Below are 13,280 nucleotides of genomic sequence, written 5' to 3' on the forward strand. Positions count from 1 at the left end.
AGCCCGAGATCACCCCCGGGCAGTGGGAGTGCCGATCAGGGCACAGACTATTTCTTGTCGGGACCGCCTGAGCCGTCCGAGTCGCCGTCACGGCCGTCACGTCGGCGCAGCGCCTCGGCGATATAGGACTGCACGTCGATTCCGGTGGCCTTCTTCACGTCATCGCCGATGTGGGTGAGGTCGAGCTCACCGTTTTCGTCGAGGTAGTCCTTCGGGTCGAAGTTCCCACCCGACCATGCGCTGGGATCACCCAAACCAGTGGCCTTCGAACCTCCGCGATCCGAGCGATCTCCGCGAGCTGAGCGATCCCCGCGACCCGGATGGCCGCCGTGGCCCTCGGAGATCTCACCTTCGACGACCTGATCGCTGTCGTCGGCTCCACCGCCTGCAGAACCCGACCCGGCGAAGTCACCAGCGTCGTCGAACGCGGTCGAGCCATCGCGGCCCCAGCCTGTCGCAGACTTCGATCCACCCTGGTTCTGGGCCTTGCTGACCAGATCGCTGAGGTCGATGCCGGTGGTGCCGCGCACGACCTCGAGTACCTGAGCGAGGTTGTTCGACACCGAGTTCGCAAGCTTGGACTCACCATCGGTGGACACGATCGAAAGGTCCTTGATGTTCGCGTAGGGCGCGACGAGCTCGCCGGCGATGGTCGGCAGAACCTCGAGGACCTTCGACAGGACGGCGGCATCGTTGAACTTCTTGTAGGCCTCGGCCTGAGCCTGGAGGGCCCCAGCCTCTGCCTCACCGCGAGCCCTGATCGCATCGGCCTGAGCCTCACCCTCGAGGCGAATGGCCTCAGCGTCCTTCGAGCGACGATGCAACTCGGCGGCTGCCTCGGCTCGACCCTGAGCTTCGACGTCGTAGGCTCGCGCGTCGGCCTCTGCCTGCTGGCGGTACCGCTCCGCATCGGCCGGACGCCTGACCTCGGCATCGAGCTGTTCGGCACGCAGCTCTGCGGCTTCCTTCGCGACGATTCGGTCGCGCTCGAGCAGCTTCTGCTTCTCCGCCGCATTCGCCAGCGGACCGGCGTTGTCGGCACCCGCCTGACGCTGATCGGCTTCTTCCTTCAGCGCCGCACGCCGCAGCGCGAGCTGCTGCTGCTGTTCGGCGATGGCCTGATCTGTCAGAGCCTGCTGCTTCTGGGTCGACTCGTTCTGCAACGCTTCCTCGACCGAGGAGGCACGACTGGCGTTCGCCTCGGCGATGGCGGCATTCTTCGCGACCTCGGCCGCCTGTGGGCGACCCCAGTCCTTCAGGTAGCTGCCCTCGTCCTCGACCGCAGAGATCTGGAAGGTGTCGATGACCAGACCCTGGTTGTTCATCGAGTGCGCGGATTCCTCCTGCACCTGCGAAGCGAAGGAAGCGCGATCCTGAATGATCTGCTCAACGGTCAGCGTACCGACGACGGCGCGCAGGGTACCGGAGAGGATCTCTGTGCTGTAGGGCTCGATCTGATCCTGCTGATCGAGGAAGCGCTGTGCTGCCTTGCGCACGTCCTCCTCGGTGCCGCCCACCTTGACCTGCGCAACTCCGTGCAGGCGCAATGCGATGCCGTTCATCGAGATCCCGTCGATCGCGACTGCGATCTGACGTGAGGACAGCGACAGGATGAATGCCTTCTGCACGATCGGATAGACGACTGAGCGCCCACCGATGATGATGCGACCGGTGCCACCCGAACTGCTGGCATTGCGGCCGGTGATGATGAGGGCCTCAGACGGGGAGGCGATCTTGATCGAGCGCATGATCACGAAGAACGCGATCAGGGCGATGATGACTATGACACCGATGACTACGGCGCCCAGGATGAAATCCACTTGAGCCTTTCCGAGATTCTGGATTGGAAGGGACCAGGCGCAGTGAGACCACAGCGCCCGGTGTGTTCATCCTATGCGAATCTGCATGTCCTGGACAGACCCGCCGAGGCTATGCGAGGTTCACTTGCCCCATTCGCCGGGAGGACCGAGGAACAGCAGTCCGCTGAAGATGATGATGACGAAGATGATTCCCGCACCGATGGCCAGGAGTGGTGAGCGGATCGCCCAGGAGGTGAGCTTCTCGAACCAGCTCCGCGGGGTACGACCATTTGCACCCAGCCCCCAGTCACCCTCCAGTGCTCCGGTCTTTTCCACGGATCTTTCGAAGGGAATCGTGGCGTAGGGAATGATGGCCGAGGCCAGGCCCGAGGCGATGCGCTTCTTGCTCCACGTCTGCGAGGTGCCGACGCCGATGACGGCGATGACGAAGCAGATGAAGACGAACCCGTGTATGCCGCCGCCGATGCGCACCCCAATCTCGGTGATATGGGTGTACTTGAGGATCATGCCGATGATGAGCAGTGTCCAAGTGATGGTCTCTGCAATGGCGAAGGTCTTGAAGAAGAGTTTGGGAGTCACGAACCAATTCTGCCTGACCAAGATGAGCGGGTGCTGAAGACTGTGAATGGGCACGCGGGCCGGTGAACTTTTTCAGTCACCGGCCCGCGTGGCATTCGGGGGATGCTCAGGCCTTGCGGCGGCGAGCTCCCATTGTCATGATCACGCCGAGCACCATAAGTGCGCCGGCCGAGATCACCAGAGGCAGGGCCTCATTGCCTGTGCGCGGCAGGTCTCCGCCGCCATCACCGGCACCCGGGCCGTCGCCGTCCTCGGCGAGGACCTCGAAGGAACCGGACAGCGGGTCACCGCCGTCGCAGTCGACCGTGACGTCGTACTTGCCGACGTAGGTTGCGGCCTTGGACTCGTCGAGACCGCGTACGCCGAACTTGGCCACGGAATCGGCATCTGCCGTCGCGGTCTGCTCGAATGTCTCGATCTCGCCGTTCTGCGGCTCCACGGTCATCGTGGCGGTCGTGTCTGGGGTGCAGCCGGCGGCCGCCACCTGGACGCCCTCCTCACCGACGAAGTCCGCCTGGTCGATCGTCTTCGGATCGATGCTCAGACTCCGCTCGCCCGGGGCATCCGTCGGATCATCTGTCGGCGTCTCGGTAGGAGTCTCCGTCGGAGGATCCGTCGGAGGGGTGGTCGGCGGATCGGTCGGGTCCGGCGCATCGCTGAGATCGTATGCGAGTGTGTGCACCGAATAGCCGATGGCCGGCGCGAAGATGTCGAGAGACTCTTGGCTCACGTTCTCGATCGTGTCCGTGGGCTGATGGTAGTTCGTGTCGTGCTTGTCACCAACGGTTCCGCCGAACCATTCGGCTTCCTGCTCCGTCTTCGTTCCATCCGCGCCGGAGAACAGGCCGCTGGATGGAATGCCGTTGTCGATGAAGGCCTGGTAGTCCGAACGGCCTGAGAAGTCGGTTCCGACGTTGGGCTGATCATTGTCGGCGAAGTAGTCGGTGAAGATCTTCTCAAGTTCCGCCGATCCTTCGGGCACGTTGACTCCGTCCGGGATCGGCACATCGGAGCCGTCCGAATCCAGGGTGCCGACGATGTAGTTGTCGGACCCGATCATGTCGAAGTTCATGTAGGACTTGACCTTCGAGAGCTCGGCATCGCCGAGGCTTTCGACGTAGTGGGTCGAACCGACAAGTCCGACCTCTTCCGCGGCCCACCAGCCGAAGCGGATGGCGTTGTCGGCCTCGGTCGGCTGCTCGGCCAGAGCCTCGGCGCTGGCCAACAGTGCAGCTGAGCCGGACCCGTTGTCGTTGGCTCCCGGACCTTCGCGGACACCGTCGAGGTGAGCCCCGAACATCTGGACGTTGTCGTGGTCGCCGGCCTTGGTCTCGGCGACGACGTTCCAGGTCGTCGAGGTGGTGTATTCGGTTTCGAGGGTGAAGTCCGCCAGCAGCGGCTCTTCCTCGGAGGCACCTTCGATCTTGGTCAGCAGATCGTTGCCGACGTTGTAGCTGACGCCGACCGTGGGCGCTCCGTTCTCGATACGTTCGCCGAGGGTGGCGTTGAGTGCCTCATCGGGGGCAGAGCTGTCGTTGTTGTAGAGGATGACCGCTGCGGCTCCGGCATCCGTGGCCGCCTGGGTCTTCTCTCCGAAGGAACAGGTGCCGCGGGCGACGAGGACGAGTGCGCCCTCGGCGCTGTCATCGAAGTCGCTGGCCTCGCAGCCCAGCTGACCGCCGTCCAGGTCGCTGTAGTCCTCGTCGAGCGGCAGCGCCACCGACAGATCGGTCAGCGGTTCTTCGGTGCCCTCGGTGTAGCTGGCCGGGGTGACCTCGACCTCCTCGCCGTCAACACTGACAGCAACCTCGCCGAACGTCTGATCGTCGACCTCGAAGGCCTGTCGTTCGACGTCGAAGGCACCGGTTGCCTCAAGCGTCTGTTCGACGTATTCGACCGACTCCTCATAACCGGGAGTCCCCAACGCGCGGAACCCCTCATCGGCGTGGGAGGTCGAGATATCGGAGATCTTCTGCAGATGATTCATCACGGCGTCGCCGGTGACGCCCATATCGGTGTGCTCGGTCGGCCCCGCGTTCCCAGCCGCCAGTGCCGGGCTGAATCCGCCGAGAGCCAGACCGGTGGCGGCGGTGACCGCCAACCATGTTTTGGTACGCAACTTCATGGAGTTCCTTTCGCTCCTCAGGTGCCAGACGAACCATGATTGCTTTTCGCACACGTTCGCGAACGGGCATCTCTGACCGCGTCCGGTCATCGACCGAACGTCACCCACGGGGTTAATCGCAGCACACGAATAGCTGAGCGCTTACCGGTTGCCACCGCTGCTGTCAGAAGTTCGCAACAGCAGCGGTGGCAACCGGTCGAGCTCAAGGGGAAGCTTGATTCTCACGTTTCGCAATGTCTTCGCCATTGGTAACGAAATACATACATCTATAACGAAACGGTGACACAACTCACATTGAGCTTTAATCTAGTCCATCCCCTGGACCTTTGAGGTAACGAATTGATAACAACCAATACTTCGTCGATTGCGCAAGTATTGAATTCAAATGCCTACACCAAGTAGAATCTGACCAGTGATGAACAACGAACCAACAACCCCCGACGCTGTCCATGAGCCCGACCGCCGGACGATCAGACGTTGGCAGCGATACCTTGCGAATGAGCGGCTCGAGGAGCGCGTCTACCGCAATCTGGCCGAGCGTCGCACCGGCGAAGATCGGGAGATACTCCTCGCTCTGGCCACCGCCGAATCCCGGCATCAGGAACATTGGATCGACCTCCTCGGTGAGCATGCGCAGAAGAAGCGGGCCCCCGATCTGGTCACCCTGAGCCTCGCGTTCCTGGGTCGGATGTTCGGGTCGGTCTTCGTCCTCGCTCTGGCGCAGCAGTCGGAGACGAGTTCACCCTATGACGACGACGAGGCAGCATCGGCAGAGATGGCCGCCGACGAGCGGATCCACGCCGAGGTTGTGCGCGCTCTCGCCGCCCGCTCCCGGGCCCGCCTGTCGGGCAACTTCCGGGCCGCAGTCTTCGGCGCCAATGACGGGCTCGTGTCCAACCTCGCACTCGTCCTCGGTGTCGGCGCTGCCGGGGTGGGCAACCACGTCATTCTGCTCACCGGCGTCTCCGGGCTGCTCGCCGGGGCTCTGTCCATGGCGGCCGGGGAGTACATTTCCGTGCGGTCCCAGCGCGAGCTGCTCGATGCGTCGACCCCGGACCCTGAATCGCGCCACGCGCTGGCCGACCTCAACATCGACGCCAACGAGCTCGCTCTCGTCTTCCGCGCCAGGGGCATGGACTCCCCCGAAGCCGATGCTCGAGCACATCGGACGATCGCCGCAGCCAAGAACAAGAACGCGGCTCCTCAGCTGCCCAGCATCGACTCCGGGGTCGACCGCGACGAGCTGGGCACCGGCTTGGGGGCATCGCTGTCGAGCTTCGCCTTCTTCTCCTCGGGCGCCCTCATCCCGATCCTGCCCTACATCTTCGGCATGTCCGGCCTGCCCGCCGTGTTCCTCTCTGCCGGCCTCGTCGGCATCGCACTCCTCTTCACCGGCGGCACCGTCGGCCTGCTCTCCGGAACCGCTCCGGGACCACGCGCCCTGAGACAGCTCGCGGTGGGATTCGGTGCAGCAGCCGTGACATACACCCTCGGCCTCCTGTTCGGCGTCAGCGCAGGCTGACCACGGCTTCTGCTGCGCACAGGCTGAACGCAGCAACCTCTCGGCGCAGGTTTTTCGAGAACTTAGACTGTCTGTATGACCGATACTCTCGTCCTGATCGACCCGGCCGCGTCCACCGTCGAGGTCGCCGATCTCGGTGCCCCGCAGCTCCCTGTCACGGACCTGTCGGCCCATCGTGGCGACGGCATCTTCGAGACCGTACTCGTGCGCATCGGCGACGGCGTGACCGTGGTGTCTCGTGATCGCCATTTCACACGCTTCTGCTCATCCGCCTCGGCGCTGGGCCTGCCCGATCCGGAACCGGAGCTGTGGGACTGCGGCCTCGACACCGTGATCGCCGAGGTGCGCGCGGCCGATCCGAGCCTCACCGAGTTCGGGGTCCGCTACGCGCTTTCACGCGGAACCCAGAACTCAGACGGAAGCCAGAGCGCCCGGGGGTGGGCCTTCAACGTTCCCGTCGACGAGAAGATCACGCGAGCACGCACACAGGGCATCTCCGCTGTCAGCCTCGATCGCGGCTACGACGCCTATCTGGGAAGCAAGGCACCTTGGCTGCTCATCGGGGCGAAGACCCTGTCCTATGCGGTCAACCAGGCCGCCGGAAGATACGCGGCGGAGCAGGGCGCAGACGAGGCACTGTTCGTCTCCCACGATGGAGTCGTCCTCGAGGGACCGACGTCCAACCTCATCATTCGCCGAGGCGACCGCCTCCTCACGCCGAATCCGGAAGCAGGTCTGCTCTCGGGCACGACCCAGCGCCTGATCTTCGACCATGCGGGAGAGCTCGGGCTCAGTGCCGAATATGCGGACTTCGGTCTGAGCGACGTGGTCGAGGCCGATGGCGCTTGGTATGTGTCGTCGATGCGCACGGCCGTGTCACTCAATCAGCTGGACGGGAACCCGATCCCACGAGACGAGGACCTGACGGCGGAGCTTCAGAGACTGATCATGGCTGGCTGACGCCGTCGGCCGAATCCGCTGCCGACCGCCTCGGTGCGTGCCGGTTCACCGCGGAACGACCTGCTTCCGGTCGGCTCGAGTCGGGACGGCCGGTCTCGGAACGATTCGATGCGGAACGAGGAGACGGCACGACCACCGTCAGAACCAGCGCGAGGATGCATGCCCCGCAGCCGGCGAACCACAGGATCCAGAAGATGTCGGCGAGCAGCGGGAAGAGCCCCAGAACGAAGCTCAGCGCGCCGAAGGCGAACAGCCCGGTGATGACCGCGACTTTCCATCTGCTGAGCATTCAAGCTCCTCTCGTGCACTGAAGCTTCAATCTATCGCCCGCATGCGCGCGCCACATCCCTCGAAAGTATGAAGTTCTGCCTCCTGCGTATGAATGGGTCTCCTGCGCTAGTGTGGTCACGTACGGATTCGCACCCCAGCGACATCTGCGCGGCGCATCATCGCCGCAGGCACAACGTCTAACGAAAGGACACGAGCATGGGAAAGCTCGCATGGCAGGTCATCGGCGTCGGAGCGCCCATCGTGGCAGCATTCGCGGCTCGAAAGGCGTTGACCTTCACTTGGGAGAAGGCGACCAAACGACCAGCACCGAACAACCCCGTCGATGACGAGATCTCGATGTCCGAGGCTCTGGCCTGGACCATCGTCTCCGGCGTCGGCGTCGCAGTGGCACAGCTCGTCGTGCAGCGCATCGCCGCCAGCACCGTGCGCAACAGCTTCGGCGACGACGCTCTGCCCAAGAAGTTCCGTAAGCAGATCGAAGAAGACGTCGATTGACCAGTCGGCTTCATCGAATAATCAGCACCGCTGACTATTCGCTCTGTTGACAAGGCTGACTATTCGCCCTGTTGACAGGGCTGACTATTCGCCCTGTTGATCGGTCGGAATCGCTGGCCTTTCAGCCGTAGAGCGAGTCGATGATCCCGGCCAGATCCGCAACGGCGATCTGGCCGGGTGCCGACGCCTCCCCCAGCTGCGCGAACGTTGCGCAGCTTCCGAAATCTGCGCCCATGACCCGACTGGTTCTGCCCAGCTGGCCCATCGAGATTCCGAGCACGGGAATCTCAAGAGTCTCCTCGGCGAGCGCAGTGGCCCGCAGGAGCTCCGCAACATCCGCACGGGTCACCGGCATCATCGCTATCTTCGCCACTTCTGCCGCGGCCGCAGCCATCCTGGTGAATGTGGTTGCCAATGCCTCTGCCGAGTCCGTTGCGGCGAAGTTGTGGTGTGAGGCCACCACCGACAGGCCCTGGTCATGTGCCAAGTCGATGAGTTCTGCCGCACCTCGGCGATCGATTTCGACATCGAGTGCCCACGTGACACCCGCAGTCCCACCCGTTGCCTCGGATCTCCCGGACTTTTCAGGCAGCCCGGTGATGACAGCTCTGAGGATCTCTGTGTAGACGTCTTCGCTGACCTCGGCGCTGCCGCCCTCGAACCCCGTCCGCAGTGTGATGAGAACCGGCAGCCCAGCCGTACTCACGTGTACTGCCAAGCCCAGGACCGCCTCGGCGAGCCTCTGGGGATAAATCGCGACGGCCCCCTGGCTGGTCTGGTCCGCGACAGAGTCGATCACGGAGTCTATGCGCCATTCGATGACGTCGACGAGTGCGGTATCGGCGATGGCCCCGCACTGCCGTGCGATGTCCTCGGCCGAGGTTGCCTGGACGGGAACGATGATGGCCGGACGCTGCGGATCTGCGGCATGATTGAGGAACGGCAATTGCTTCATGGCCCAAGCCTAGATGCTTGAGCCGGCGCACCAGCGAAGAGGAACACCACGTGGAGACCAGGGACCAGCTCACCATCACCGCTCGAGACGGATTTCCGCTCGCGATCCAGGTCAGCGGCCCACCGGAGGCACCTGCCCTGCTCCTTCTCCAGGGACAGTCGAACTCTCACGAATGGTGGGACGAACTGCGCCCGGACTTCGAACCTCAGTTTCGCACCGTCACCTTCGACTACCGCGGCACCGGCGGCAGCCGCGGTGAACTCAGTGAACTCTCGACTGCTAGCTTCGCCGCCGACGCCGCCGAGGTTCTCGACCATGTGGGCATCACCCGCGCTGCCGTCTACGGGACGTCGATGGGCGGGCGAGTCGCTCAGATGCTGGCTGTGGACTTCCCTGATCGCGTCGGTGCGCTGGTTCTGGGGTGCACGACACCCGGAGGGCCGAATTCCGTGAGACGACCTCGGGAGGTGGGCCAGAACCTGGCACGACTGCACGGTCGTGAACATTCGCAGTACCTGTTCTCACTGTTCTACACCCCGAATTGGACCGTGGCCCCGAGGTACAGCAAACTCCTCGGCGATGACACGATGACTACCCAGGAGTCCGCGGCACATCTGCGCATCAGTGCCCGTCACAATGCGTGGGAGCGCCTGCCGGAGATCACTGCACCGACGCTCATCGTCCACGGCGACGACGACCTCATGAATCCCGTCGCCAACGCCCACCTGCTGCATGAGCGCATACCGAACTCCCGTATCCGCATCTGCCCTGGAGGTCGGCATGGCTTCTTCGAAGAGTTCGCCGAGGTGGTCAACCCTGAGATCCTCGGGTTCCTGAGCGTCGCGTCGTGAACACCTCTTCCTGAATATTCCGTGATACCAGGCCGCCTCCCCTTGGAGAGCTGACAGTCTCTTTTGGCATCAACAACCCGCATTGTGTAACAAATCGAATAAGGCCATACCTATATGCCTCAAGACCGGTTTGTAACAATCAAGTAACGCATGAGTTTACATCGCCCCAGGTCAGAGCGTCCGTCAAGTTCGCCACTCCGTGTTCTATCGACAAAACTACTACCGAAGATCCTGAACAAAACTACAATAGGGAGTGAGATATCCGTGTGCGGTGAGGCGAGTGAGCGATCGACCCAGTTCGGATCGACCACCACCGCATCGCAAAACGGGGGTGAAGCCTCTCGTTCTTGCGGAAGTTCAAGAATGTAAGGAGGAATCACGTGAGCGTAGTCAAAGCGTCAAACGTGTACAAGGTCTTCGGCAAGCGCCAGAAGGAAGTCGTCAAGCGTCTCGAAGAAGGTGCAGATCGCGACGAACTCACAAAGCTCGGCACAGCAGCGGTCATCGATGCCAGCTTTGAGGTCGAAGCGGGTGAGATCTTCGTCGTCATGGGACTCTCCGGTTCCGGCAAGTCCACTCTGATCCGTACACTCAACGGGCTGTGGGCTCCGACCACGGGGTCAGTCGAAGTTCTGGGCACAGACATCGCCAAGATCGATGCGGCAGCTTTGCGCAAGGTACGCAGCGAACACATCTCAATGGTCTTCCAACACTTTGCACTGCTCCCGCACCGGACGGTTCGCGACAACGCCTCCTATGCACTTGAAATCCGGGGGACGGAGAAGGCCAAACGCGACGAAGTCGCGGACCGCTGGCTTAAAGCCGTCGGCCTCGAAGGCTGGGGAGACAAGTACCCCGAGCAGCTCTCCGGCGGCATGCAGCAGCGTGTGGGTCTGGCACGTGCACTCGCTGCCGAAACCGACATCCTGCTCATGGACGAGGCATTTTCTGCACTGGATCCGCTCATCCGACGCGAGATGCAGGAGCAGCTCGTGGAGCTGCAGGGCGAACTCAAGAAGACCATCATCTTCATCACCCACGATCTCAACGAGGCAATGTTCCTCGGTGACCGGATCGCAGTCATGCGCAACGGGCGCATCGTCCAAGTCGGCACACCAGAAGAGATCCTCACCGATCCCGCCAATGACTACGTCGCACAGTTCGTCCACGACGTCGATCGTGCCCGTGTCCTGACGGCAAGCAACGTGATGGAAAAGGCACGACAGGTCGTGACCAACCAGAACGGGCCTCGTGTCGCTCTGCGCAACATGCGTGAGAGCAACGCGTCGGCGATCTACGTCACCGACCGCCACCGCAAATTCCTCGGTGTCGTCAGCGATCGCGACTGCATCGACCATCTCCGCAATGGCGGGAAGACTCTGGACGAGATCATCCAACCAATGACGACATCAGCCTCACCCGAGGATCTGCTCATCGAGCTGTTCCTACCGTCATCGGAGACCCCTCTTCCTGTACCAGTGACGAATGACGACGGGCATCTCGTCGGGGTCGTCCCTCGAGCGACCCTGCTCGCCGCCTTGGGCAACCAGAACGGAGACGGAGAGCAGACCCCCGATGACGACAGCCTGGAGTGGACTCCACCAGTGGACACTGGACTCATCGACCAAATCCTCGCCGAGACAGATGATGCGTCAGAAGCCGGTGCAGCAAGTGGGAGGGGCGATCTCTAATGGAGAACATCAGAATCCCGGTGGGAGCGTGGGTCGATACCCTCTTCGATTGGCTCAAAGAGAACGTCTCGTGGTTCTTCGACTTCGTCACCTTCCTCTTCAACTTCCTCATCGACACGCTGACAAATGTGCTTGTCGACCTCCATCCGTTCGTCATCATCGTCCTGCTTGCACTTATCGGCTGGCTCCTGCGGTCCTGGCAGATGGCGATCGGCACACTGATCACACTCTTCTTCATCATGACGATGGACCAATGGGTGCCGGCGATGCAGACCCTGGCACTGGTCATCATCGCGGCAGTCATTGCGATCGTCATCGCGGTTCCGGTCGGCATCCTGGCCGCCAGGAACGACAGGGCATCCTCCGCCATCCGGCCCGTGCTCGACTTCATGCAGACGATGCCTTCATTCGTCTACCTCATCCCGGCTGTGACCTTCTTCGGCATCGGCGTGGTGCCCGGACTCGTATCAACCGTCATCTTTGCGCTGCCTCCCGGTGTGAGATTCACCGAACTTGGAATCCGCGGAGTCGACTCGGAGACGGTCGAAGCCGGTCAATCCTTCGGAGCCACACCGGGTCAGATTCTCCGAGGCGTCCAACTGCCTCTGGCCACGCCGACGATCATGGCCGGCATCAACCAGGTCATCATGCTCGCCCTGGCTATGGCCGTCATCGCCGGGTTCGTCGGTGCCGACGGTTTGGGCAAGAACGTCGTCGAGGCCGTCGCCACTCAGAACCTGCCCCTTGGCGTCGAGGCCGGACTCGGTGTCGTCATCATCGCGGTCTACCTCGATCGAGTGACCGCGGCTTTGGGCACTGCGAAGGACTTTCCGACTTCGCTTGTCGCCATGATGCGCAAGCGCAAGGCGAAGACCAAGGCCGTCGCTGCGCAAGCCTGAACGAACCAAGCCATCGCGGACAGAAGATGTTGAATACAAGAGAATAGGAACACGAAATGAAAAATAGATTCCTCACCACATTCGTCGCCGGAGTAGCAGCTCTCGGCCTGGCCCTGACCGGTTGTTCGCAGGAAGCTGCGAAGGACGACGGAGGCGGCGGAGACAAGGGCGATATCAAGCTCGGCTACGTCACCGGCTGGACAGATGGCCAGAGCGTCTCGCTGCTGTTGGAGAACCAGCTCAGCAAGCTCGGTTACAACGTCGAGACCGAAACCTTCAGTGACGCTGCTGTCCTTTATGCCGGAGTCGCCAACGGAGATGTCGACATGTACCCCTCGTCGTGGCCTGAGGTCACGCACAAGCAGTACATGGACGAGTACGGCGACAAGCTCGAAGACGTCGGCGCGTACTACGACAACGCTGTGCTCACCATTGCGGTGCCGAAGTACATGAAGGACATCAACTCGATCGAAGACCTCAAGGGCAAGGGCAAAGACTTCGACGGGAAGATCATCGGCATCGAGCCCGGCGCCGGTCTGACCAAGGCGACGAAGGGAATGATCCCCAAGTACGGCTTGGACAAGGAGTACGAACTCGTCACCTCCTCGACCGCAGCCATGCTCACCGAGCTCGGCAACGCCACCGACGCCGAAGAAGATATCGTCGTCACCCTGTGGCGTCCGTTCTGGGCGAACAATGCCTACCCTGTCAAGGACCTCAAGGACCCCGAGGGTGCCATGGGCGATCCTGAGAAGCTTCACTTCACAGCCACCAAGGGCTTCAGCGACGAATTCTCCGAGGCTGCTGACTACATCAGCAAGATCAAGCTCGATGATGCTCAGTACGGTGACCTCGAAGACATGGTCGTCAACAAATACAAGGACAAGGGCGACAAGGCCATCACAGAATGGCTGAAGGCGAACCCAGACGCCTACGAGGGTGAGATCACCGACGAAGAGAAGTGATCCAACCCATGCAAAAGACCCTTCGGCTCATCCACATGAGCCGGAGGGTCTTTCGCTGAATGGTGAATGAGCTCAGCGCCGTGATTCTCACAGCGCACTATGGCCCGGCCGCAATAGTGCGCTACGT

At 62.1% G+C, this 13,280-nt stretch carries 12 protein-coding genes; 7 read left to right on the plus strand and 5 right to left on the minus strand.

Features of this window, described 5'->3' with window-relative positions:
- Positions 1-47: 47 nt before the first annotated feature.
- The 3 genes from HX613_RS09380 to HX613_RS09390 form a co-directional block, all read right to left on the minus strand.
- A complete protein-coding gene (locus HX613_RS09380; RefSeq protein WP_235345084.1) occupies positions 48-1,820 on the minus strand; it encodes a flotillin family protein in 1,773 nt (590 codons plus the stop codon).
- Positions 1,821-1,940: 120 nt separating this feature from the next.
- The gene (locus HX613_RS09385) at positions 1,941-2,399 is read right to left on the minus strand and encodes a DUF3817 domain-containing protein (RefSeq protein ID WP_235345085.1); all 459 of its coding nucleotides are present in this window, start codon (positions 2,397-2,399) and stop codon (positions 1,941-1,943) included.
- 106 nt (positions 2,400-2,505) lie between these two features.
- Positions 2,506-4,524, minus strand: coding sequence for a M28 family peptidase (locus HX613_RS09390; protein ID WP_235345086.1), 2,019 nt, complete (start codon positions 4,522-4,524; stop codon positions 2,506-2,508).
- A 415-nt stretch (positions 4,525-4,939) separates the two neighbouring features.
- Here HX613_RS09390 and HX613_RS09395 point away from each other — a divergent pair, with 415 nt between their 5' ends.
- Both HX613_RS09395 and HX613_RS09400 read left to right on the plus strand, forming a co-directional pair.
- A complete protein-coding gene (locus tag HX613_RS09395) occupies positions 4,940-6,046 on the plus strand; it encodes a VIT1/CCC1 transporter family protein (protein ID WP_235345377.1) in 1,107 nt (368 codons plus the stop codon).
- Between the two features lie 75 nt (positions 6,047-6,121).
- Positions 6,122-7,006 carry an aminotransferase class IV gene (locus tag HX613_RS09400; RefSeq protein ID WP_235345087.1) on the plus strand — a complete coding sequence of 295 codons (885 nt, stop codon included), beginning with the start codon at positions 6,122-6,124 and terminating at the stop codon, positions 7,004-7,006.
- Here HX613_RS09400 and HX613_RS09405 read toward each other — a convergent pair.
- Positions 6,993-7,295, minus strand: coding sequence for a hypothetical protein (locus HX613_RS09405; protein ID WP_235345088.1), 303 nt, complete (start codon positions 7,293-7,295; stop codon positions 6,993-6,995). The two genes, HX613_RS09400 and HX613_RS09405, sit on opposite strands and share 14 nt — an antisense overlap.
- A 197-nt stretch (positions 7,296-7,492) precedes the next feature.
- On the opposite strand from HX613_RS09405, the gene HX613_RS09410 reads away from it, so the two are divergent.
- Positions 7,493-7,792, plus strand: a complete 300-nt coding sequence (locus tag HX613_RS09410) for a DUF4235 domain-containing protein (RefSeq protein WP_198395769.1) — start codon at positions 7,493-7,495, stop codon at positions 7,790-7,792.
- A gap of 121 nt (positions 7,793-7,913) precedes the next feature.
- Here the strand turns inward: HX613_RS09410 and HX613_RS09415 are convergent, their stop codons facing one another.
- The gene (locus tag HX613_RS09415; protein ID WP_235345089.1) at positions 7,914-8,747 is read right to left on the minus strand and encodes a type I 3-dehydroquinate dehydratase; all 834 of its coding nucleotides are present in this window, start codon (positions 8,745-8,747) and stop codon (positions 7,914-7,916) included.
- Positions 8,748-8,764: 17 nt separating this feature from the next.
- On the opposite strand from HX613_RS09415, the gene HX613_RS09420 reads away from it, so the two are divergent.
- The 4 genes from HX613_RS09420 to HX613_RS09435 all read left to right on the plus strand — a co-directional run bounded on the left by HX613_RS09420 (position 8,765) and on the right by HX613_RS09435 (position 13,153).
- Positions 8,765-9,598 carry an alpha/beta fold hydrolase gene (locus HX613_RS09420; RefSeq protein WP_235345090.1) on the plus strand — a complete coding sequence of 278 codons (834 nt, stop codon included), beginning with the start codon at positions 8,765-8,767 and terminating at the stop codon, positions 9,596-9,598.
- A 380-nt stretch (positions 9,599-9,978) separates the two neighbouring features.
- Positions 9,979-11,289: a quaternary amine ABC transporter ATP-binding protein gene (locus tag HX613_RS09425; RefSeq protein WP_235345091.1), complete on the plus strand. Its 1,311-nt coding sequence runs from the start codon at positions 9,979-9,981 to the stop codon at positions 11,287-11,289.
- A complete protein-coding gene (locus tag HX613_RS09430; RefSeq protein WP_198395765.1) occupies positions 11,289-12,188 on the plus strand; it encodes an ABC transporter permease in 900 nt (299 codons plus the stop codon). The genes HX613_RS09425 and HX613_RS09430 overlap by 1 nt, the downstream gene beginning before the upstream one ends.
- Before the next feature lie 56 nt (positions 12,189-12,244).
- Positions 12,245-13,153 carry a glycine betaine ABC transporter substrate-binding protein gene (locus tag HX613_RS09435; protein ID WP_235345092.1) on the plus strand — a complete coding sequence of 303 codons (909 nt, stop codon included), beginning with the start codon at positions 12,245-12,247 and terminating at the stop codon, positions 13,151-13,153.
- Positions 13,154-13,280: the final 127 nt, after the last annotated feature.

It is taken from the genome of Brevibacterium sp. UCMA 11754 (assembly GCF_021532275.1).
GTDB lineage: Bacteria > Actinomycetota > Actinomycetes > Actinomycetales > Brevibacteriaceae > Brevibacterium.

Bases quoted from the DNA above. Each gene is read 5' to 3' on its own strand.
- HX613_RS09405 (WP_235345088.1), bottom strand. From the start codon at position 7,295: ATGCTCAGCAGATGGAAAGTCGCGGTCATCACCGGGCTGTTCGCCTTC.
- HX613_RS09430 (WP_198395765.1), top strand. From the start codon at position 11,289: ATGGAGAACATCAGAATCCCGGTGGGAGCGTGGGTCGATACCCTCTTC.
- HX613_RS09415 (WP_235345089.1), bottom strand. From the start codon at position 8,747: ATGAAGCAATTGCCGTTCCTCAATCATGCCGCAGATCCGCAGCGTCCG.
- HX613_RS09390 (WP_235345086.1), bottom strand. From the start codon at position 4,524: ATGAAGTTGCGTACCAAAACATGGTTGGCGGTCACCGCCGCCACCGGT.
- HX613_RS09435 (WP_235345092.1), top strand. From the start codon at position 12,245: ATGAAAAATAGATTCCTCACCACATTCGTCGCCGGAGTAGCAGCTCTC.
- HX613_RS09395 (WP_235345377.1), top strand. From the start codon at position 4,940: ATGAACAACGAACCAACAACCCCCGACGCTGTCCATGAGCCCGACCGC.
- HX613_RS09400 (WP_235345087.1), top strand. From the start codon at position 6,122: ATGACCGATACTCTCGTCCTGATCGACCCGGCCGCGTCCACCGTCGAG.
- HX613_RS09410 (WP_198395769.1), top strand. From the start codon at position 7,493: ATGGGAAAGCTCGCATGGCAGGTCATCGGCGTCGGAGCGCCCATCGTG.